This window comes from Klebsiella sp. RC2 (assembly GCF_014192815.1).
GTDB classification, from domain to species: domain Bacteria; phylum Pseudomonadota; class Gammaproteobacteria; order Enterobacterales; family Enterobacteriaceae; genus Klebsiella; species Klebsiella variicola.
In genome coordinates this window covers 159,439-181,467 of sequence record NZ_JACHYL010000001.1, presented here as the reverse complement: position 1 = coordinate 181,467, position 22,029 = coordinate 159,439, and the positions used below count along the sequence as shown (strand labels likewise).

Here is a 22,029-nt window from a genome sequence, read left to right as displayed (position 1 = left end):
CATTAAGATATCTGTTTTTGTTCATTGTTTTCCCCTCACGCTCTTCCTGCCTGCGATGTTATTTTCTTCACATCATTCTCTGGCACTTGCTGTCGGATCATCGAAATGATATTAGTAATTTTAACAAGGCAGTAGATGAATGTGCTAAAAAGTAACCTGTTGTTAAATTTTTGTACAAAAAAGCATCTTTTAGCCGATACTCGATTCTCAACGCGATTAAAAAATCATATCACTATGATTAACAATGATATTTTTTTGTCGGTAGTCCGCGAAGATCTTGAGCATCGCGGGCAATATCGGCGATAAAAGAGAATCCGGTAACATATTTGCAAATTGCATTGGCGGAGGTGTTTACCTTTTGGTAATTTCCGCCGTTATCGTCTGCTGAATTATATGCGTAAATGAGAATTATTATTAATAATCTCACTGCGCCGGAACTGCCCTCCAGCGAGGGGGCAAAGAATCGACGTTAAGGCTGCCGTTCGAGCGGTCGTAATAAATAAGTCGGTGATAGCAATCTGCCAATCGCAAACGCTCCTGCGTTGGACAGATCCCCGCAAACGGGAAAAAAACAGGCTGGTTAAAAAACCAGTAATTATAATGACTGGAGTTACAACACAATGACCATCATCACTAAAAAACGTTTGATCGCCGCGGGAGTGCTATCCGCACTGCTTGCCGGCAATATGGCTATGGCAGCGGATGTCCCGGCCGGTGTGCAGTTGTCGGATAAGCAAACGCTGGTGCGAAATAGCGGCGCTGAGCCGCAATCGCTGGACCCGAATAAAATTGAAGGGGTACCCGAGGCCAATATTAGCCGCGACCTCTTCGAAGGCTTGCTGAATACTTCGCCGAAAGATGGCCACCCGATCCCTGGCGTAGCAGAGAGCTGGGATAATAAAGATTTTAAAGTCTGGACCTTCCATCTGCGTAAAGATGCGAAATGGTCTAACGGCGAGCCGGTTACTGCTCAGGACTTCGTCTACAGCTGGCAGCGTCTGGTGGATCCGAAAACCGCTTCTCCTTATGCCAGCTATCCGCAATATGGTCATATCGTTAACGTCGACGACATCATTGATGGCAAGAAAGCGCCGAGCGAACTGGGCGTAAAAGCCATTGACGACCACACGCTGGAAGTTACCCTCAGCGAGCCAGTCCCTTATTTTTATAAGCTGCTGGTTAACCCGGCGATGTCTCCTGTCTACAAACCGGCTATTGAAAAATTTGGCGAGAAATGGACACAGCCTGGCAACATCGTCACCAACGGGGCGTATACTCTGAAAGACTGGGTGGTCAACGAACGTATCGTGATGGAGCGCAACCCGCACTACTGGGATAATGCTAAAACCGTCATTAACACCGTTACCTGGCTGCCGACCTCTTCCGAAGTGACCTATGTTAACCGCTATCGCAGCGGTGAACTGGACATGACCTATAACCAGCTGCCGATCGAACTCTTCCAGAAGCTGAAAAAAGAGATCCCCAACGAGCTGCACGTCGACCCGTATCTGTGTACCTATTATTACGAAATCAACAACCAGAAAGCGCCGTTTACCGACGTACGCGTCCGTACCGCGCTGAAGCTGGGTTTGGATCGCGACATTATTGCTAATAAAGTGAAAGGACAGGGCGATCTGCCGGCCTACGGCTACACGCCGCCGTACACCGATGGCGCGAAGCTGAGCGAGCCGGAATGGTTTACGTGGTCGCAGGAAAAACGCAACGAAGAAGCGAAGAAACTGCTGGCCGAAGCCGGCTATACCGCGGATAAACCGTTGACCTTTAACCTGCTGTATAACACCTCCGATTTGCACAAGAAGCTGGCGATTGCCGCCGCCTCGCTGTGGCGTAAAAACCTGGGCATTGACGTGAAGCTGGTTAACCAGGAGTGGAAAACGTTCCTCGATACCCGTCACCAGGGCACCTATGACGTGGCACGCGCAGGCTGGTGCGCCGACTATAACGAGCCAACTTCCTTCCTGAATACCATGCTCTCTGACAGCTCAATGAACACTGCGCACTATAAGAGCCCGGCGTTCGACAAGATTATGGCTGAATCCGTAAAAGCGTCTGATGAAGCGCAGCGTACGGCAGCCTATGCGAAAGCGGAACAGCAGCTGGACAAAGACAGCGCGATCGTACCGGTCTATTACTACGTCAACGCCCGCCTGGTGAAACCGTGGGTTGGGGGCTATACCGGTAAAGACCCGATGGATAACGTCTATACCAAAGATCTCTACGTTATCAAACATTAATGGCAATACGTGGGGCGGGCCTGTGCTCGCTCCATCGTGTCTTATTTGAGAGCAGTGCAAAGGCACACGCCAGAAGGTACGGGCAATGTTAAAATTTATCTTACGTCGCTGTCTGGAAGCGATTCCGACGCTATTTATTCTTATTACCATCTCATTCTTCATGATGCGTCTGGCACCGGGAAGTCCTTTTACCGGGGAGCGCACCCTGCCGCCGGAAGTCATGGCGAATATTGAAGCAAAATACCATTTAAACGACCCTATCATGACGCAGTACTTCAATTATCTGAAGCAACTGGCGCATGGCGATTTTGGTCCCTCCTTTAAATACAAAGATTATTCGGTCAACGATCTGGTGGCCGCCAGCTTCCCGGTTTCTGCGAAACTGGGCTTCGCCGCCTTTTTACTCGCGGTGGTGATCGGCGTAGCCGCCGGGGTGATAGCCGCTCTGAAGCAAAACACCCGATGGGACTACGCGGTGATGGGGGTAGCCATGACCGGCGTGGTTATTCCGAGCTTTGTGGTGGCGCCGCTGCTGGTGATGATTTTTGCCATTACCCTGCACTGGCTGCCGGGCGGCGGCTGGAACGGCGGAGCGCTGAAATTTATGATCCTGCCGATGGTGGCGCTTTCCCTGGCCTATATCGCCAGTATCGCCCGTATCACCCGCGGCTCGATGATAGAAGTGTTGCACTCTAACTTTATCCGCACCGCGCGGGCAAAAGGGCTGCCGATGCGCCGCATTATTTTGCGCCATGCGCTGAAGCCGGCGCTGCTGCCGGTGCTCTCCTATATGGGGCCAGCTTTCGTGGGCATCATCACCGGCTCAATGGTCATTGAAACCATTTACGGCCTGCCGGGGATCGGCCAGCTGTTCGTTAACGGGGCGCTTAACCGCGACTACTCGCTGGTGCTGAGCCTGACGATCCTCGTTGGCGCCCTGACTATCCTGTTCAACGCCATCGTTGACGTGCTGTACGCCGTTATCGATCCGAAGATTCGCTACTGAAGCCGGAGTTCGCCATGATGTTAAGTAAGAAAAATAGCGAGGCGCTGGAAAACTTCAGTGAGAAGCTGGAAGTGGAGGGGCGTAGCCTCTGGCAGGATGCGCGTCGCCGCTTTATGCACAACCGCGCCGCGGTGACCAGCCTGATCATGCTGGTGCTTATTGCGCTGTTTGTCACCTTTGCGCCGATGGTGTCGTCGTTCTCCTACTTCGATACCGACTGGGGCATGATGTCCAATGCCCCGGATATGGCTTCAGGGCACTACTTCGGAACCGACTCCTCCGGGCGCGACCTGCTGGTGCGCGTGGCGATCGGCGGGCGTATTTCGCTGATGGTCGGGGTGGCAGCGGCGCTGGTGGCGGTGATCCTCGGCACGCTGTACGGTTCGCTTTCCGGTTATCTCGGCGGCAAAGTGGACTCGGTGATGATGCGTCTGCTGGAGATCCTCAACTCCTTCCCGTTTATGTTCTTCGTCATCCTGCTGGTGACCTTTTTTGGTCAGAATATCCTGCTGATCTTTGTTGCCATCGGCATGGTTTCCTGGCTGGATATGGCGCGTATCGTGCGCGGACAGACCTTGAGCCTGAAGCGTAAAGAGTTTATCGAAGCCGCGCAGGTCGGTGGGGTCTCCACGGCCAGCATCGTGCTGCGCCATATCGTCCCCAACGTACTGGGGGTGGTGGTAGTGTACGCCTCGCTGCTGGTCCCCAGCATGATCCTCTTCGAATCCTTCCTTAGCTTCCTCGGGCTGGGAACCCAGGAGCCGCTCAGCAGTTGGGGAGCATTGCTCAGCGATGGCGCCAACTCAATGGAAGTCTCGCCCTGGCTGCTGCTGTTCCCGGCGGGTTTCCTGGTGGTGACCCTGTTCTGTTTCAACTTTATCGGCGATGGTCTGCGTGATGCCCTCGACCCGAAAGACCGCTAAGGAGCGCTGCCATGACCATGATTGAAACGGCAAAGGCGCCGCAAGCGCAGAGTCACAGCGGCCTGCTGCTGGACGTGAAAGATCTCCGCGTCACCTTTAAAACGCCGGATGGCGATGTCACTGCCGTCAATGACCTGAACTTCACCCTGCAGGCGGGCGAGACGCTCGGCATTGTGGGCGAATCTGGCTCCGGTAAATCGCAAACCGCCTTCGCTCTGATGGGGCTGCTGGCGGCCAACGGCCGCATCGGAGGATCCGCCACCTTTAACGGTCGGCAGATCCTCAATTTGCCCGAGCGTGAACTGAACAAACTGCGCGCCGAGCAAATCTCGATGATTTTCCAGGATCCGATGACCTCTCTTAACCCGTATATGCGGGTGGGCGAGCAGTTAATGGAAGTCCTGATGTTGCATAAAGGACTGAGCAAAGCCGAAGCGTTTGAAGAGTCGGTGAAGATGCTCGATGCGGTAAAAATGCCGGAAGCGCGCAAGCGCATGAAGATGTTTCCGCACGAGTTTTCCGGCGGGATGCGCCAGCGCGTGATGATTGCCATGGCGCTGCTGTGTCGGCCGCGGCTGCTGATTGCGGATGAACCCACCACCGCGCTGGACGTCACCGTGCAGGCGCAGATCATGACGCTGTTGAATGAGCTTAAACGCGAATTCAATACGGCAATCATCATGATCACCCACGACCTCGGGGTGGTGGCCGGGATCTGCGATAAAGTGCTGGTGATGTACGCCGGGCGCACCATGGAGTACGGTCAGGCGCGCGATGTCTTCTATCAACCGTCACATCCATACTCTATTGGCCTGTTGAATGCAGTTCCTCGTCTGGATGCCGAGGGCGATGCGTTGTTAACCATCCCTGGCAACCCGCCAAACCTGCTGCGATTGCCGAAAGGCTGTCCATTCCAGCCGCGCTGCCCGCACGCCATGGAGCAGTGTAGCAGCGCACCGCCGCTGGAGTCGTTCGCGCCAGGCCGCCTGCGCGCCTGCTTTAAACCGGTGGGGGATCTGCTATGAACGCCGTAACTGAACAACGAAAAGTCCTGCTTGAAATTGCCGACCTGAAGGTGCACTTCGATATCAAAGATGGCAAGCAGTGGTTCTGGCAGCCGTCGAAAACGCTGAAAGCAGTGGATGGCGTGACGTTGCGCCTCTATGAGGGGGAAACCCTCGGTGTGGTAGGGGAGTCAGGCTGCGGCAAATCGACCTTCGCCCGCGCCATTATTGGCCTGGTGAAAGCGACCGATGGCAAAGTGGCCTGGCTTGGGAAAGATCTGCTGGGTATGAAGCAGGAAGAGTGGCGCGATGTGCGCAGCGATATCCAGATGATCTTCCAGGATCCGCTGGCCTCGCTGAATCCGCGCATGACCATCGGGGAGATTATCGCTGAACCGCTGCGCACCTATCATCCGAAGATGTCGCGTCAGGAAGTTCGTGATCGCGTCAAAGCGATGATGATGAAGGTCGGGTTGCTGCCTAATCTGATTAACCGCTATCCGCATGAGTTCTCCGGCGGTCAGTGCCAGCGTATCGGCATCGCGCGGGCGTTGATCCTTGAGCCGAAGCTGATTATCTGCGATGAGCCAGTATCTGCGCTTGACGTGTCGATTCAGGCTCAGGTGGTCAATCTGCTGCAGCAGCTGCAGCGTGAGATGGGGCTGTCGCTGATATTTATCGCCCACGATCTGGCGGTGGTTAAACATATCTCCGACCGCGTCCTGGTGATGTATCTGGGCCATGCGGTGGAGCTGGGCACCTACGACGAGGTGTATCATAATCCGCTGCATCCCTATACCAAAGCGCTGATGTCGGCGGTACCGATCCCCGATCCTGATCTCGAGAAAGCGAAAACTATTCAGTTGCTGGAGGGCGAATTACCCTCGCCAATTAACCCTCCGTCGGGCTGCGTGTTCCGCACCCGCTGCCCGCTCGCCGGGCCAGAGTGTGCGAAAACCCGCCCCGTACTGGAGGGCAGTTTCCGCCATGCGGTTTCCTGCCTTAAGGTAGACCCGTTATAATCTCAGGGGCTGACGCAGGTCAGCCCTTTTTTTTGCGAGGTTAACGAAGTGGGTATGCTTTCTGCCGCTCGTCTGCGGCTTTATCATTTACTTTTCGATCAGAACCGACGTTCCGGCCGCCGCTTCGAAGGGCTGTGCGGACTTTTCGCCTTGCTCAGCGTGCTGGTGATTTTTATCGAGTCGGGGCTGGGCACGCAATATCATCTGACATTAGATGAATGGCATGTTTTCGTCTGGCTGGAGCTGCTGGTGACCGCGGTTTTTACCGTGGAGTACCTGCTGCGTATCGCCACCTGGCCCAATCCGCTCCACTATATTTTTAGCTTTTGGGGACTGATTGACCTGGCGACGATTTTGCCGCTGTATGTGATGTGGCTGTGGCCGGAGATTAGCCTGAATTATGTCTTTGCCTGGCGAGCAATGCGAGCGATCCGCGCGCTGCGTATTCTCAAACTGTTGCGCTTTATGCCTTCGCTCAACGTGTTCTGGCGAGCAATCGTCAGTGCGCGTCACCAGCTGATTCTGTTCTATTCGTTTATCGCCATTGTGATGGTGATTTTCGGTTCGCTAATGTATTTGATCGAGGGGCCGGAGTACGGCTTTACAACGCTCAACGCCTCGGTCTATTGGGCCATCGTGACCATCACCACCGTTGGCTATGGCGATATCACCCCGCATACCCCACTGGGCCGCATTCTGGCGTCGATCCTCATCCTGATCGGCTACTCCATTATTGCGATACCGACCGGGCTTATCACTACCCATATGACCAGCGCCCTGAACCGTCGGCGTCAGCGTCGCCTGTGTCCGCAGTGTCAGCAGGGCGACCATGACGATAACGCCCGTTTTTGTCACGCCTGCGGCCATGCGTTGCCGAAATAAGCTGCCAGCATAAAAAAAGCCTGCCGGGTGAACCGCGGCAGGCTTTTCACTGGATAGTGAGCGTTATTCACGCCACAAAATATGACACAGCTTATGATCTTTTTCGCGGCACAGCAGAACACGGGCGAAAATGTCATTAATTTCCCCGCCATCGGTATCCGCCAGGCCAATCACCACTTCGGCGAAGAAATCCGGATTCAGATCGTAATCCACATGCTCTTCCCAGTCTGCGGACGGGTCGAACAGTTCGGCGCCCCCGCGCTCTTCAAACTGCAGGTTAAACAGAATGATGTCCGCCGGGTCGAGGTTGTCGGCCGCCAGCTCGAGGAAGATATCGTAAGCCTGCTCAAGCGTTTCGTCTTCGGTCAGGCGGTTGTTTAAATCCATATCCATGATTGCTACTCATTCGGTATCTGATGGGCACGTTTTACAGCAACGGGCTGAAGAAGTAAAACAGTCGCTCGACGATCCGCTGCCAGAGCGGTCGTTTTAGCCAACGACGGGCGTCAAGCAGGCGCGAACGCGAGATATAGTCATCCTGGACCGCCGCCAGATCGCTGCCAAAACCGGCGTCATCAATGACCAGCGTAATCTCAAAATTGAGCCACAGGCTGCGCATATCCAGATTCACCGTCCCCACCAGGCTCAGTTCGCCATCCACCAGCACGCTCTTGGTATGCAACAATCCGCCTTCAAACTGATAAATTTTGACCCCGGCCGCCAGCAGCTCGGTGAAAAAGGCCCGGCTGGCCCAGCCCACCAGCAGTGAATCGTTCTTGCGCGGTAAAATAATACTCACGTCGACACCGCGCTGGGCGGCGGTACAGATTGCGTGCAGCAGGTCGTCGCTGGGCACGAAGTAAGGTGTCGTCATGATCAGATGCTCTTTCGCCGCGTAGGCGGCGGTGAGGAGCGCCTGATGGATCAGATCTTCCGGAAAGCCCGGGCCGGAGGCGATCGTGTGGATGGTATGCCCGCTGGCCTCTTCGAACGGCATGATATTGACGTCCGGTGGTGGCGGCAGAATGCGCTTTCCGGTTTCGATTTCCCAGTCGCAGGAGTAGACGATGCCCATCGAGGTCGCCACCGGGCCTTCCATCCGCGCCATCAGGTCAATCCACTGGCCGACCCCCGAGTCCTGCTTAAAGTAGCGCGGATCGACCATATTCATGCTGCCGGTATAGGCAATATAGTTATCGATCATCACCATCTTGCGATGTTGACGCAAATCCATCCGGCGCAGGAACACACGCATCAGGTTAACTTTGAGGGCCTCGACGACTTCAATACCGGCGTTACGCATCATCGCCGCCCATGGGCTGCGGAAAAAGGCCACGCTGCCCGCAGAATCGAGCATTAGCCGACAGTGAACCCCACGACGCGCGGCGGCCATCAGCGATTCGGCGACGCTGTCGGCCATACCGCCTGGCTGCCAGATATAAAAGACCATCTCGATATTGTGGCGGGCCAGTTGAATATCGCGGATCAGAGCCTGCATCACGTCGTCAGATTCCGTCAGCAGCTGCAGCTGGTTGCCTTTTACGCCACCAATGCCCTGACGCCGTTCACACAGCTTGAACAGGGATTCTGCCACCGGGCTGTTATCTTCCGCGAAGATATGTTTGCAGGCTTTGAGGTCGTTTAACCACTTGGCCGTCGAGGGCCACATCGCCCTGGCGCGTTCCGCCCGGCGTTTGCCGAGATGCAGTTCGCCAAAGGAGAGATAGGCGATAATCCCCACCAGCGGCAGGATATAAATGATCAGCAACCATGCCATGGCGGACGGGACAGCGCGGCGTTTCATTAGAATTCGTAATGTTACACCGGCGATCAACAGCCAGTACCCCAGAATGACCAGCCAGTTCACCACCGTGTAAAAGGTTGTCATAGATGTAAAATCCTTTTGAATGACGTTATGTGATGAGTTTACGCATCAGTATTTTTCTGGCAAATAAAAACGCAGCGAAAGCGGTAGTCAGTTGCTGGCAGAGGTTTATAATGGAGGCTGTTTTCACTCGTAGAGTCGTTGCAATGAAGCGTAGTAGAACGGAAGTAGGGCGCTGGCGCATGCTGAGACAGGTGAATCGCCGTAAAGCGCGCTGGCTGGAAGCCCAATCGCGCCGCAATATGCGGATCCTTGCTATCAGGAAGGGACTGGTGAAACGGCAGCGTCATGCTCTGCTGTTTATTTTTCCCGACTGTTAAGCGAGCAGGCTAACGGCACCGTACGCGGTGCCGTTGTCGTTTTCTCAGCCCTGCGCTGAATTATCGTTATCATTGCCATCTTGACATCATTATTTTGCTCGACTGCGGTGCAACGACAGTTTGCGCCTGGCTTGCTTTCACGTCTCATTAAAATAGGCATGTCACGTTATTCCGGGCGGTTTGTTTCAGGCAGAACCTATTCCTGCCGCCACAGGAATTAATTGCCATGCAGTATTTATTGTTACCCAGACAGGTGCGGCGCTGTCGAATGCATGCCCACACTGGCCAGCAGATGCAGCCTGAAGTAAGTTGAGAAGAATGATGAAACAGGCGCAGTCAGATCATGGCGCATGAGGCTAAGCGTGCCGCTCCTGGTCTTAAATAATCTGCGCCTGTTTGTTTGCCTTTCAGAACGGTTGTCTGGATAACGCGCCTGAATAAAATGCACGCTATTACGCGTGCATTACTTTATTTTGCATAGGCTTCAGTGGATAAAGTGATGGTCACGTTATCACTTACCGCGGGCACATACTTATCAAGCTTGAAGTCTGAACGTTTGATTACCCCTGTTGCATCAAATCCAATCGCCTCTTTTTTCACCATTGGATGCATGTCCTGCTTATTGAGGGTTGCATGCAGAACTACCGGTTTGGTGATGCCTTTAATGGTCAGGTTACCTTCGACATCATATTTATTGTCGCCCTTGCTTTCCACTTTGGTACTCCGGAAAGTAGCCTCGGGAAACGTTTTGACATCAAAGTATTCTTTGCCTAAAAATTCATCGGTTAACGCTTTGACATGCGTGTCAATGGTTTTTACCGGCAGAGTAACGCTAACAGAAGATTTTTCAGGATTTTCTTTGTCAAAAGATAATTTCCCTGAAACATCAGAGATATAGGCGGTAGGGTTAGAGAAACCGAAATGGTTCCAGGCAATAACCACCGACGTGTGCTGCGGATCCAGGTTATATTCCGTCGCCGCAGCTTGTGATACAGGGATATATAAGGCAAGCAGAGAAAGAAATGCTGTTTTTTTCAGAACGTTCACAAAAAATTCCTCAAAATGGGCAAGTACACAAAGGGTAGCTTAAAAAGAGGGAAGTCTTATTGAAAACATTTGTTATTCCCTTTCAAAATTTTTAATCAAGCACGAATAACCCTACAGTAACGCGGCGTGAACTTTACGCAAGGCAATTAATAGAAGTTAAAAAATGATCATCGGCAATTTTAACCTGACGGTGAGATTTTTATTGGGCCATGTCAGTATATTGTGTGTGGTTATATCATTGCGGGGTTATTTTCCGGGGGAGAGAAATCACCGCGAGCCTGAATGCAGGAAGGTTGTTTAAGACCGGTTCAGTACCTTGCGAAAACCGGACATTAATCCCCGTTTATTCCATGGCTTAATATCGGCAGGGAGAAATTACCCGCATCAACATGCTTATCCAGTCAATGTAAAAAAAGAGCAATAACCATAAATTAGGCATTTATCCAATCTAATGTCGATGTGAAATGAATAAATGTCGATATATTATTCTGTGTTATTTATTTGTTGTAGTCATTTCTTTTTAATCCTTCCTGGCGTTTTTTTAGCTTTATCACAATAGTGTCGCGCAAAAAACAATCAATAAATAAATAAAATACAAGATCTTACATAACGGACTTACACAATTTATTAACAATTAAATATAATTCCCGACATCGGTGTTTTATCGCCATTTTCTATCCCGGCATTATGCTTCATTTATGCCGTTTGGCTTACTGCGGGGAAAACATCGATAGTTAAATAAGAAATAGTTTTATTTCATGGTGTTATCAGGAGAGTTATTATGTCAGATACGAATCCCCGCTCATCCGGCTGGTTAGGCCTGTGGTGCCTGCTGGTCGGCGTGATACTGCTTGCGACAGGCCTGTTCTTTGTCATCGGCGGTTATAAACTGGTTTCCCTGGGGGGAAGCTGGTATTTCCTTATTGCCGGGGTTATTACCCTGCTCGCCGCGATTCAGTTTTTCCGCCGCAGGTCGTCCGCGGTGTGGCTGTTTGCTCTGGTATTCGTGGGTACCCTGATTTGGGCACTGTTTGATGCCGGCTTCGACTTCTGGCCGCTCGTTTCCCGTTTGATGGTACCCGCCGGGTTGATGCTGCTGGCGGCGGCCACCTGGCCTGCGCTACGTAAGCATGAAGGAAAGCCTTACAGCACCAAAGGGGCATGGGGGGTCTGCGTTGTTCTGGTTATCGCCATGGGCGTCACCTTTGTTCAGATGTATCAGCCCCATCCCACAGTGGCGTTCAGCGGCGAGAAATTACCGCTGGTGCCGGTAAAAGAAGACGTTAAACAGCAAAACTGGGACCACTACGGCAATACTGCCGGCGGTAGCCGCTTTGTGGCGTTGGACCAGATCACGCGTGACAATGTAAAAAACCTGAAACCCGTCTGGACCTTCCATACTGGCGACACCCCGTTAAGCCCGGATGGCAATGGCGCAGAAGATCAGCAAACACCGCTGCAGGTAGGCGATCGTGTTTTCCTCTGTACCCCGCATAACAATGTGATCGCCGTCGATGCCAATAGTGGAAAAGAGATCTGGAGAGCGGAAATTAATGCGAAATCCGCCATCTGGATGCGCTGCCGAGGCCTGGCGTATTTTGATGCGACGAAGCCACTGACGCAGCCCACTGTGGCAGGCTCCACACCGGTTCTGCCGGCACAGGTCGCGCCAGGTGCAGCATGCCAGCGTCGCATCCTGATGAATACGATTGATGACAGATTGATCGCCTTAGACGCAGATAACGGCCAATTCTGCCCGGACTTCGGGACGAACGGCAGCGTGAATCTGCGAGAAGGGATGGGCGCAGCGGCAGATCCAAGCTATGTGTTGACTTCAGCCCCGACGCTGGCTGGCACCACGGTGGTGGTTGGAGGCCGCGTGGCGGATAACGTCAGTACTGACATGCCTGGCGGCGTGGTGCGCGGTTATGACGTGATTACCGGCCAGCAGCGCTGGGCATTTGATCCGCGTAATCCGGATCCCAATCATGTTCTGCAACCGGGGGAACATTACAAACGCAGTTCCGCTAACTCCTGGGCGCCCATGTCCTGGGATGCGTCGATGAATACCCTCTTTATTCCGATGGGGAGCTCCTCTGTTGACCTGTGGGGCGCGGACCGTATTCAGGGCGATCACAAATACGCCACTTCAATCCTGGCGCTGGATGCGACCACCGGGAAAGAGAAGTGGGTATACAAGACCGTGCGTAACGATCTGTGGGACTTCGATGTCCCGATGCAGCCAAGCCTGGTCGATTTCCCGACCAAAGAGGGCAACAAACCCGCCGTGGTGGTGGGGACCAAAGCGGGTCAAATCTATGTACTTGATCGCCTGACGGGTCAACCGCTTACCGAAGTGAAAGAGGTCCCGGTGAAACCGGCTGATATCCCCAATGAACAGTATCCGGCGACGCAGCCGCGCTCTGTTGGGATGCCGCAGATTGGGGCGGAAACCCTGAAAGAATCTGATATGTGGGGGGCAACGCCGTTTGATCAGCTGGTCTGTCGTATCAGCTTCAAATCGATGCGTTATGACGGGCTGTACACCATGCCGGGGACCGATGTTTCCCTCAGCTTCCCGGGCTCTTTGGGAGGAATGAACTGGGGCAGCCTGTCTACCGATCCGAACAACCACTATATCTTCGTCAATGATATGCGTCTGGGTCTGTGGGTGCAGCTGATTAAGCAGGACCCACAAAGCGCGGTGGCTAACACCGGTGGTGAAGCGGTGAACGCCGGGATGGGGGCGGTCCCGATGAAAGGAACACCGTACTCGGTCAACAAAAACCGTTTCATGTCGCCGCTGGGGATCCCATGTCAGAAACCGCCGTTTGGTACGCTGTCCGCGATTGACCTGAAAACACAGAAAATCGTCTGGCAGGTGCCGGTCGGTACCGTCCAGGATACCGGTCCGTTTGGCATAAAAATGCGTGCTCAGATGCCGATCGGTATGCCGACGCTGGGTGGAACCCTGGCAACTCAGGGCGGCCTGGTGTTCATTGCCGGAACCCAGGACTATTACCTGCGCGCCTTCGATTCATCTACGGGTGAAGAAGTCTGGAAAGCCCGTCTTCCGGTAGGAAGCCAGGGGGGACCCATCAGCTATGTTTCGCCGAAGACCGGCAAACAATACATTTTGATTTCCGCCGGTGGAGCCCGCCAGTCGCCGGATCGCGGTGACTACGTGATTGCCTATGCGCTCGATAAGTAACAGATAATTGGATCAGCGATAACGATCAGAGGCCCCCGCCGGACAGCGGGGGCTTTTGATATTAATGCAGGGATGGTGAGGCGTTAGGCGACGATGTTGAGGCAGGAGAGGGGATCTGACCCTGTACAGGACATGTCAGTGAGAGAACAGCCAAACTTTTCGCGTGATGGAAAAGGGCGACATTTTAATGTTGTGTACCAAAATGCGCCCTTTAATCTGATGGCCTGGTGTCTTTTTTATGGCTAACCAGAAAAATAGCAGGGAATATTTATCAAAACACTTTCTTATAAGGCTTAACAGAGACCTGGCGGTAGACGCCAGCCGCAATATACGGATCATCATTGGCCCAGGACTGCGCCGCTTCCAGCGACTCAAACTCGGCAATCACCGTTGAGCCGCTGAACCCTGCTGCGCCCGGTTCGTTGCTGTCAACGGCCGGCATTGGCCCGGCGGTAAGCAGCCGGCCTTCATCGTGTAAGAGTTGCAGACGCGCGAGATGCGCAGGGCGAACCGAGAGCCGCTTTTCCAGAGAATCGGCGATATCTTCAGCGTAGATAACGTAAAGCACGGCAAAGCTCCTTATCAATAATCAGGCGAATTACGTTAAGTTAAACCGCCTTGGACTGCAATGCAAAGATGCATACCGGTGTCGAATGCGCTGCCGACGCGGCTTTTTTCTGCAAATGGTGGCAAAAATTGACTCAGGTTAATACGCCTTATTGAATATGATTGCTATTTGCATTTAAAATCGGAGCATCATTTTTCAACAGAAACGACTATGAGCGCAATGACCCTTGATTTACCTCGCCGCTTCCCGTGGCCAACGCTGCTGTCCGTGGCTATCCACGGTGCCGTTGTGGCGGGGCTGCTTTATACCTCGGTACATCAGGTTATTGAACAGCCTTCTCCGACGCAGCCGATTGAGATTACGATGGTCGCGCCGGCCGATCTTGAACCGCCCCCGGCGGCACAGCCAGTCGTGGAGCCCGTTGTCGAACCTGATCCTGAGCCGGAACCCGAGGTGGTGCCTGAACCGCCGAAAGAGGCGCCGGTGGTGATCCATAAACCGGAACCGAAGCCGAAGCCTAAACCCAAACCGAAACCCAAGCCGGAGAAAAAGGTTGAGCAGCCGAAGCGGGACGTGAAGCCGGCAGCAGAGCCGCGTCCGGCCTCGCCGTTTGAAAACAACAACACGACGCCAGCGCGCACCGCGCCAAGCACCTCGACCGCGGCCGCCAAACCCACCGTTACTGCCCCGAGCGGCCCGCGGGCGATCAGCCGTGTCCAGCCGACCTATCCGGCCCGCGCCCAGGCGCTGCGCATCGAAGGGACGGTACGGGTGAAGTTTGACGTGACGCCAGATGGCCGAATCGACAACCTACAGATCCTCTCTGCCCAGCCGGCCAATATGTTTGAGCGCGAAGTGAAAAGCGCGATGCGCAGATGGCGTTACGAGCAGGCAAGACCGGGAACCGGCGTGACGATGACTATCAAATTCCGTCTGAGTGGGGTCGAGATCAACTGATAATGCGTTGCGGCGGACCAGGGGTCCGCCGTGAGTCTTGTCTAACGCGTTTTTTCCGTCAATACATCGTCCAGCGCCTGCTGGACCGTCACCAGGTGCTGGCCACCAAACAAAATCGCCCGGTTCAGCAGGGTGTACAGCTGATAGATGGGCTGGCGATCGAGAAAACCTGCTGGCAGCGGTGAAACGGACTGGTAGCCGTCATAGATCTGCGGCGGTTGTTCCGGGTGCATCGGCAGCATGGCTAAATCGCACTCGCGATCGCCCCAGTAGCAGGCCGGATCGAAGATATAGGGGCCATCTGGTCCTAAGGCGCAGTTACCGGACCACAGGTCACCATGGAGCAGTGAAGGTTGCGGCTGATGGTTGGCCAGCCGCTGCTGAACCACATCGACTAAGGTATCGATATCGCCAAAGTGCAGCCCTTTCTCCGCCGCCAGCTCCAGTTGCCAGCCGATACGCTGCTCGGCAAAGAACACCGACCAGCGACGCTGCCAGGCGTTGGGCTGCGGCGTGGTGGAAAGATCGTTGTCGAAATCCAGACCAAACTGCGGCTGATCGCTCCACTGGTGCAGATGCGCTAACTGCTGGCCGAGCAGGAAGGCATTATGCGCATCCAGCGGACGGGGAGGGAGGTATTCCATGACCACAAAACTGTAGTCACGGTCGCTGCCGACCGCATAGACCTGCGGCACGCGAACGGTTTTGCTTCGCGACAGCAATTCCAGCTGATCGGCCTCGGCGGTGAAGATGGGCAGAAGCTCACGTTCGTCGCATTTCACGAAGTAATCTTTCCCGCCGAAGCGTAAGTGCCAGGCCGAATGGATTTCCCCACCGGGCAGCTCGGTTTTCAGTTCGATTTCAGCGTTTTCGGAATGCCAATCGCGTAAAAGTGTACTGATTGCTTGCCACATGCTGTCTCTCCCCATGTTTTCCACCATATCATAAGGTTAGCGCACTGCTACCGGGTAAACCTGGAACTGACGCACAACTGACGCTTTCCGTTGCGTTAAACGCACTTATTGAGCTTTTAACCACTCGGCGAATGTGCTGACCGTAATCTCTGCCGGGCGGCCCAGAGCCGATTCCGCCAGCCCTGCGCTGAGGGCCTTAACTTCATCAGCATCCTGGGCGCTGAGCAGGCCAAAGGTGTTGGTCCCCAGCTCATGGGGATTGCCGTCTTCATCATTGAGCGTCAGTACGAACCCGGCGCGGGTAAAGTGGTTGCTGACCTCGTTGATCTCCGTCAGCGCCTGTTCGTGAAAGGTGACGCTGACGACCCAGGCGGTTATCTCATTGCTCATCTCTACACCCCATTGTTATCCATAGCCTTTCCAGCATAGACCATCCAGCCAATATCGTGGCTCCCTCCGCCAGCGCGGAGGGGCAGGGAAGATCAGCGACCGCAGAGATAATCGTAGATTTTTTGCGTATTGGCCTGCGAGCAGAGACGGGTGCCCTGATTGATTGTCGCGGCGCTACCGGCAGCGACGCCAAAGCGAACCATATCTTCCAGCCCGGCGTTTTCCGCCAGACGCAGGGTCATGGCGCCCACCATGCTGTCGCCGGCGCCGACGGTGCTCTGGCTTTTCATCGGAGGCGGCACCACCTGAACGCTGCCGCTGGCGTCAACGCCTAACGCCCCCTGCGGCCCGAGCGAAACCACCACCCGGCGTACTTTACCGGACTGGATCAACGACTGGGCGGCAAGGCGTACGTCATCGGGTTGGCTCAGATCGCGCTGTACGAGGGCGCTGAGCTCTTTCTGGTTCGGCTTCACCAGCTCAATATTGCCGACGTCCAGCGCCGCAGCCAGCGCGTCGCCGGAACTGTCGATAATGCAGCGCAGTCCCTGCTGTTGCGCATTTTTCACCAGTTGCATCAGGTTTTCGACGCTGATACCTGGCGGCAGGCTGCCGCTTACCACCAGCAGTGAGCCGGGTTCGATAGTCAGGACTTTCTCTTCCAGCCGACGGAACTCATCATCCGTCAACGCTGCGCCGGGCATGACAAAACGATATTGTTCGCCGCTGGCGGCCACGTGAACGTGCAGGTTTTGCCGCGTCCAGTCGCGGGTTTCGACGGTCTCGACCGGCACCTGCTCATCGGCCAGCAGGGCTGCTAAGTGCTCGCCGGTGGCGCCGCCAACCGGGAAAATGGCGGTGGCTTTGCCGCCAAGAAAGGTCACGGCACGGGCAACGTTGATCCCGCCGCCGCCGGGCTCAAATACTGGCGCGCTGCAGCGGAGTTTACCTTCGGGATAAATCTGTGGGGTCTGCGTGGCGCTATCCAGCGAGGGGGCCAGCGTTAACGTATAAATTTTGGTCATTCCTTCTCCTCCTTAATACGGCGACTGTGCTTTATTTAAGCATGGCACGATGGCTCCGGGAGGGAAAGTGATGTTCCTGAGAGATTTGCAAAGAAGCCTGTATTTTCATTATGAAATAAAGATTGTTTCCGGAGCTGTCTTATTCAAAAAACGAAAGAGTAAGTGATTGCTATGTTATTCGTGCTTTTTTATAATTTGCTACCTTTCTTAGGACCTGCACACCGCGATCCTCGCGAAAGTTTCCGGGACCCTCAGGTCTCTTTTATGTTGTACGGACGCTAAATTCAATGAGCGGGCAGGTTGTGTCTGTTCATCATTTGTACTGTCCTAAAAAATGTATTTTAGAGAGTTATAATGAAGCTTTTAAAGACAGTACCCGCAGCGGTTATGCTGGCGGGGGGGCTTTTTGCGTCTGTTGGCGCAATGGCCGATGATTCTGTATTTACCGTCATGGATGACCCTTCCGCTGCTAAAAAACCTTTCGAAGGTGTGGTTAACGCAGGCTACCTGGCGCAGTCCGGCAACACCAAAAACTCCTCGATGACGGCAGATTCCACCTTGACCTGGTATGGTAATACCACCGCCTGGTCGCTGTGGGGGAATGCCAGCAACACCTCTTCCAACGATGAGCGATCCTCAGAAAAATATGCAGTCGGTGGGCGTAGCCGCTACAACCTGACCGATATGAACTATATCTTTGGTCAGGGGAGCTGGCTGACCGACCGCTATAATGGCTATCAGCAGCGTGATGTCCTGACGGCGGGTTATGGTCGTCAGATCCTCAACGGTCCGGTGCACAGCCTGCGGTTTGAATTCGGTCCTGGCGTTCGCTATGACGAGTTTACCGATGGAGAAACCGATACTCAGCCGCTGGGTTACGCCTCCGGCACCTGGGCCTGGCAGATGACCGATAACGCCAAATTTACGCAAGGGGTCTCGGTGTTTGGCGCTGAGGACACCACCGTCAACTCTGAGAGCGCGTTAAACGTGGCGATTAACGCCCATTTCGCGCTGAAGGTCGCCTACAACGTGACCTGGAACTCGGCACCGCCTTCCTCTGCGCCGGAGCATACCGATCGCCGGACGTCGCTGTCCCTTGGGTATAAAATGTAATATTTTCAGGCCGGGTTTCCCCGGCCTGTTCGTTTTAAATTTAGCAATGAGTGCCATTATTTTTTCTGGCCTTTCGTTTTAGTTTTTATAAAAAGAAATAGCCCTCCATCTTTTCTCCATTATTCCCGGTTTGTTGACAAATATTCATTCTATTTGACACGAAAAGCTAAATATTCGACGGACAAATATGTGATCTGGATCTATAATGATATGCACTGTCCGGGCGGAGAAATCGCGCGGTCTGTCTTCCGTAATAAGAGAATGAATATCATGAAAAACACTTCATTTACCATCGCAGCCCTGGCGCTGTGCGTGCTTTCTTTTGGCGCATCCGCTGCCACGCCCGTTCCGCCATCAGGCAACCAGGACCATACTCAGGTTGGCATCGCCAAAGCGACTGACGTTGAGGCTGGCTCGAATATCGCCCCCGGTTCCCGAACTACCGGACAATCCATGAGCGATGCCTTTAATGTGCATACGCTGGTGGCCGGCGAGTGGTCATAATATACCAGACCTTTATTTCGTCATACGTCAATTAAGCCGGGTGGAGCGGTACCGGTTTAACGCGCTGTGTTAAAGATTAAGTATGCAATATCATTGCGTCTCTACTATCACGTCCGAATAATATTATCCGGCTTTGCCGGGGATTATTCTCGCCTGCAGTAGCAGGATATTCGTCTTTTTATCTCAATCTCTCTTGTTTTCTCCACATTCCGCCATCATTTATACGCTTGCGGCTTTAATCACGTACCAATGATGTGTAAACTACTCCCCGGTGTTATCAGCAGGCGGTGGCAGGCGGGAACGGTCTATCCGGTCGTCCTCCTATTTTCGCAGAGTGAAGCGGGAACTGCGCCTTAACCTGATGATAATTATGATTATATAGTTTTGTATGTGCTCTTTCGTGCGGGGCACCACTGCAAATAAGGACATAAAATGCCTGTAATTACGCTTCCTGATGGCAGTCAACGCCATTTTGACCACGCTGTTAGCCCCATGGATGTTGCGCTGGATATCGGTCCAGGCCTGGCGAAAGCCACCATTGCCGGGCGGGTAAACGGTGAACTGGTAGACGCCTGCGACCCGATCGAAACCGATTCCACTCTCTCTATTATCACTGCGAAAGATGAAGAAGGGCTGGAGATCATTCGTCACTCCTGTGCGCACCTGTTAGGCCATGCCATTAAACAGCTGTGGCCCAACACCAAAATGGCTATCGGTCCGGTTGTTGATAATGGCTTCTACTATGACGTAGACCTCGACCACACCCTGACTCAGGAAGATATCGACGCGCTCGAAAAACGTATGCATGAGCTCGCCGAGAAAAACTACGATGTCATCAAGAAGAAAGTCAGCTGGCACGAAGCGCGTGAAACCTTCGTGAAGCGCGGCGAAACCTATAAAGTTTCTATTCTTGACGAAAACATTGCTCATGATGATAAGCCGGGTCTGTATCATCATGAAGAATATATCGATATGTGCCGCGGCCCGCACGTACCGAATATGCGCTTCTGTCATCACTTCAAGCTGATGAAAACCGCCGGTGCCTACTGGCGCGGCGACAGCAACAATAAAATGTTGCAGCGTATCTACGGCACCGCGTGGGCGGATAAAAAAGCGTTGAATGCTTATCTGCAGCGTCTGGAAGAAGCCGCGAAGCGTGACCACCGTAAAATCGGTAAGCAGCTTGACCTGTATCATATGCAGGAAGAGGCGCCGGGTATGGTGTTCTGGCACAACGACGGCTGGACTATCTTCCGTGAACTGGAAACCTTTGTTCGTTCTAAACTGAAAGAGTACCAGTATCAGGAAGTCAAAGGTCCGTTCATGATGGACCGTGTGCTGTGGGAAAAAACCGGCCACTGGGACAACTACAAAGATGCGATGTTCACCACCTCTTCTGAGAACCGTGAATACTGCATCAAGCCGATGAACTGCCCGGGCCACGTGCAGATCTTCAACCAGGGATTGAAATCCTACCGCGATCTGCCGCTGCGTATGGCGGAATTCGGTAGCTGCCACCGTAACGAACCGTCTGGCGCGCTGCACGGTCTGATGCGCGTTCGCGGCTTTACCCAGGATGATGCGCATATCTTCTGTACTGAAGATCAGGTTCGCGATGAAGTGAACGCCTGTATTCGTATGGTCTACGATATGTACAGCACCTTTGGCTTCGAGAAGATCGTCGTCAAACTGTCAACTCGCCCGGAAAAACGTATCGGTAGCGATGAGACCTGGGATCGCGCGGAAGCGGATCTGGCGGTGGCGCTGGAAGAAAATAACATCCCATTTGAGTATCAACTGGGCGAAGGGGCGTTCTACGGCCCGAAAATTGAATTTACCCTGTATGACTGCCTCGATCGCGCATGGCAGTGCGGAACGGTACAGCTGGACTTCTCTCTGCCGCAGCGTTTAAGCGCCTCTTATGTGGGCGAAAATAACGAGCGTCAGGTACCGGTCATGATTCACCGTGCGATTCTCGGTTCCCTGGAGCGCTTCATTGGCATCCTGACCGAAGAGTTCGCTGGCTTCTTCCCAACCTGGATTGCACCAGTGCAGGTAGTGGTCATGAATATTACCGATTCTCAGGCTGAATACGTTAACGAATTGACGCGTAAACTACAAAATGCGGGCATTCGTGTAAAAGCAGACTTGAGAAATGAGAAGATTGGCTTTAAAATCCGCGAGCACACTTTACGTCGTGTCCCGTATATGTTGGTCTGTGGCGACAAAGAAGTCGAAGCTGGCAAAGTGGCCGTGCGCACCCGTCGCGGGAAAGACCTCGGCAGCATGGACGTAAGTGAAGTGATTGAGAAGCTGCAACAAGAGATTCGCAGCCGCAGTCTTCAACAACTGGAGGAATAAGGTATTAAAGGCGGAAAACGAGTTCAAACGGCACGTCCGAATCGTATCAATGGCGAGATTCGCGCCCTGGAAGTTCGCTTGACAGGTCTGGAAGGCGAAGCTTTGGGTATTGTGAGTCTGAGAGAAGCTCTCGAAAAGGCTGAAGAGGCCGGAGTAGATTTAGTTGAAATCAGCCCTAACGCCGAACCGCCAGTTTGTCGTATCATGGACTACGGCAAGTTCCTTTATGAAAAGAGTAAGTCTTCTAAGGAACAGAAGAAAAAGCAAAAAGTTATCCAGGTTAAGGAAATTAAATTCCGTCCTGGGACCGATGATGGTGATTACCAGGTAAAACTCCGCAGCCTGGTTCGCTTTCTCGAAGATGGCGATAAGGCTAAGATCACACTGCGTTTCCGCGGTCGTGAGATGGCCCACCAGCAGATCGGTATGGAAGTGCTTACGCGCGTCCGTGACGATCTGAGTGAACTGGCAGTAGTCGAATCCTTCCCTACGAAGATCGAAGGCCGCCAGATGATCATGGTGCTCGCTCCTAAGAAGAAACAGTAAGGCCTTCAAGTAGCGATGTCAGTGGAGCCTTAGGGCTTCACTGATGTTGTTCGCCTATGTTTCGTTTATTAACAATGCGAAGTGGAAGTTATTAAG

General features: G+C 53.5%; 20 protein-coding genes. 13 read left to right on the top strand and 7 right to left on the bottom strand.

Translation table 11 applies throughout. The features are described from left to right. Positions 1 to 620: 620 nt before the first annotated feature. The 6 genes from oppA to FHW76_RS00845 all read left to right on the top strand — a co-directional run bounded on the left by oppA (position 621) and on the right by FHW76_RS00845 (position 7,092). Positions 621 to 2,255 (top strand): oligopeptide ABC transporter substrate-binding protein OppA, encoded by a 1,635-nt coding sequence (gene oppA / locus FHW76_RS00870; RefSeq protein ID WP_008804413.1) that lies wholly within the window; start codon positions 621 to 623, stop codon positions 2,253 to 2,255. Positions 2,256 to 2,340: 85 nt separating this feature from the next. Beyond that, entirely contained in the window at positions 2,341 to 3,261 is a 921-nt protein-coding gene (gene oppB, locus FHW76_RS00865) for an oligopeptide ABC transporter permease OppB (RefSeq protein ID WP_002910089.1), read from the top strand. 14 nt (positions 3,262 to 3,275) lie between these two features. Next, complete coding sequence (gene oppC / locus FHW76_RS00860) at positions 3,276 to 4,184, top strand: oligopeptide ABC transporter permease OppC (protein WP_004145396.1); 909 nt, start codon at positions 3,276 to 3,278, stop codon at positions 4,182 to 4,184. An 11-nt stretch (positions 4,185 to 4,195) separates the two neighbouring features. After that, positions 4,196 to 5,209, top strand: a complete 1,014-nt coding sequence (locus tag FHW76_RS00855) for an ABC transporter ATP-binding protein (RefSeq protein WP_004151853.1) — start codon at positions 4,196 to 4,198, stop codon at positions 5,207 to 5,209. Continuing rightward, positions 5,206 to 6,210, top strand: coding sequence for a murein tripeptide/oligopeptide ABC transporter ATP-binding protein OppF (oppF, locus tag FHW76_RS00850; RefSeq protein WP_008804414.1), 1,005 nt, complete (start codon positions 5,206 to 5,208; stop codon positions 6,208 to 6,210). Before FHW76_RS00855 ends, oppF begins: the two co-directional genes overlap by 4 nt. A 54-nt stretch (positions 6,211 to 6,264) precedes the next feature. Then, positions 6,265 to 7,092 carry an ion transporter gene (locus tag FHW76_RS00845; protein ID WP_032730668.1) on the top strand — a complete coding sequence of 276 codons (828 nt, stop codon included), beginning with the start codon at positions 6,265 to 6,267 and terminating at the stop codon, positions 7,090 to 7,092. A gap of 63 nt (positions 7,093 to 7,155) precedes the next feature. Here the strand turns inward: FHW76_RS00845 and FHW76_RS00840 are convergent, their stop codons facing one another. Together FHW76_RS00840 and cls are read right to left on the bottom strand one after the other, a co-directional pair. Beyond that, positions 7,156 to 7,485, bottom strand: coding sequence for an HI1450 family dsDNA-mimic protein (locus FHW76_RS00840; RefSeq protein ID WP_002910079.1), 330 nt, complete (start codon positions 7,483 to 7,485; stop codon positions 7,156 to 7,158). 34 nt (positions 7,486 to 7,519) lie between these two features. Next, positions 7,520 to 8,980, bottom strand: a complete 1,461-nt coding sequence (gene cls, locus FHW76_RS00835; RefSeq protein WP_008804416.1) for a cardiolipin synthase — start codon at positions 8,978 to 8,980, stop codon at positions 7,520 to 7,522. Positions 8,981 to 9,123: 143 nt separating this feature from the next. On the opposite strand from cls, the gene FHW76_RS00830 reads away from it, so the two are divergent. Then, positions 9,124 to 9,297, top strand: a complete 174-nt coding sequence (locus tag FHW76_RS00830) for a YciY family protein (RefSeq protein WP_023290120.1) — start codon at positions 9,124 to 9,126, stop codon at positions 9,295 to 9,297. Between the two features lie 468 nt (positions 9,298 to 9,765). On the opposite strand, the gene FHW76_RS00825 is transcribed toward FHW76_RS00830, so the two are convergent. Beyond that, positions 9,766 to 10,344, bottom strand: coding sequence for a YceI family protein (locus FHW76_RS00825; RefSeq protein WP_008804418.1), 579 nt, complete (start codon positions 10,342 to 10,344; stop codon positions 9,766 to 9,768). 781 nt (positions 10,345 to 11,125) lie between these two features. On the opposite strand from FHW76_RS00825, the gene FHW76_RS00820 reads away from it, so the two are divergent. Beyond that, positions 11,126 to 13,555 (top strand): glucose/quinate/shikimate family membrane-bound PQQ-dependent dehydrogenase, encoded by a 2,430-nt coding sequence (locus tag FHW76_RS00820; protein WP_183476139.1) that lies wholly within the window; start codon positions 11,126 to 11,128, stop codon positions 13,553 to 13,555. A gap of 271 nt (positions 13,556 to 13,826) precedes the next feature. Here the strand turns inward: FHW76_RS00820 and FHW76_RS00815 are convergent, their stop codons facing one another. Further along, on the bottom strand, positions 13,827 to 14,123 hold the full coding sequence (locus FHW76_RS00815; protein ID WP_008804420.1) for a YciI family protein: 297 nt from the start codon (positions 14,121 to 14,123) through the stop codon (positions 13,827 to 13,829). Between the two features lie 210 nt (positions 14,124 to 14,333). On the opposite strand from FHW76_RS00815, the gene tonB reads away from it, so the two are divergent. Further along, entirely contained in the window at positions 14,334 to 15,080 is a 747-nt protein-coding gene (tonB, locus tag FHW76_RS00810; RefSeq protein WP_022065331.1) for a TonB system transport protein TonB, read from the top strand. Between the two features lie 41 nt (positions 15,081 to 15,121). Here tonB and FHW76_RS00805 read toward each other — a convergent pair whose 3' ends face one another. The 3 genes from FHW76_RS00805 to pfkB all read right to left on the bottom strand — a co-directional run bounded on the left by FHW76_RS00805 (position 15,122) and on the right by pfkB (position 17,409). Beyond that, positions 15,122 to 15,994, bottom strand: coding sequence for a fructosamine kinase family protein (locus FHW76_RS00805; RefSeq protein WP_012541366.1), 873 nt, complete (start codon positions 15,992 to 15,994; stop codon positions 15,122 to 15,124). Between the two features lie 105 nt (positions 15,995 to 16,099). Beyond that, positions 16,100 to 16,384 carry a type V toxin-antitoxin system endoribonuclease antitoxin GhoS gene (ghoS, locus tag FHW76_RS00800; protein WP_008804429.1) on the bottom strand — a complete coding sequence of 95 codons (285 nt, stop codon included), beginning with the start codon at positions 16,382 to 16,384 and terminating at the stop codon, positions 16,100 to 16,102. Between the two features lie 92 nt (positions 16,385 to 16,476). Continuing rightward, positions 16,477 to 17,409, bottom strand: coding sequence for a 6-phosphofructokinase II (pfkB, locus tag FHW76_RS00795; protein ID WP_008804430.1), 933 nt, complete (start codon positions 17,407 to 17,409; stop codon positions 16,477 to 16,479). 354 nt (positions 17,410 to 17,763) lie between these two features. Between pfkB and FHW76_RS00790 the strand changes: the two genes are divergently transcribed. The 4 genes from FHW76_RS00790 (at position 17,764) to infC (ending at position 21,933) form a co-directional block, all read left to right on the top strand. Then, a complete protein-coding gene (locus FHW76_RS00790) occupies positions 17,764 to 18,522 on the top strand; it encodes a YdiY family protein (RefSeq protein ID WP_008804431.1) in 759 nt (252 codons plus the stop codon). Between the two features lie 270 nt (positions 18,523 to 18,792). Beyond that, positions 18,793 to 19,026, top strand: a complete 234-nt coding sequence (locus FHW76_RS00785) for a hypothetical protein (RefSeq protein ID WP_012541368.1) — start codon at positions 18,793 to 18,795, stop codon at positions 19,024 to 19,026. A gap of 432 nt (positions 19,027 to 19,458) precedes the next feature. Next, the gene (gene thrS, locus FHW76_RS00780) at positions 19,459 to 21,387 is read left to right on the top strand and encodes a threonine--tRNA ligase (RefSeq protein ID WP_008804433.1); all 1,929 of its coding nucleotides are present in this window, start codon (positions 19,459 to 19,461) and stop codon (positions 21,385 to 21,387) included. Positions 21,388 to 21,390: 3 nt separating this feature from the next. Continuing rightward, the gene (infC, locus tag FHW76_RS00775) at positions 21,391 to 21,933 is read left to right on the top strand and encodes a translation initiation factor IF-3 (protein WP_012967832.1); all 543 of its coding nucleotides are present in this window, start codon (positions 21,391 to 21,393) and stop codon (positions 21,931 to 21,933) included. Positions 21,934 to 22,029: the final 96 nt, after the last annotated feature.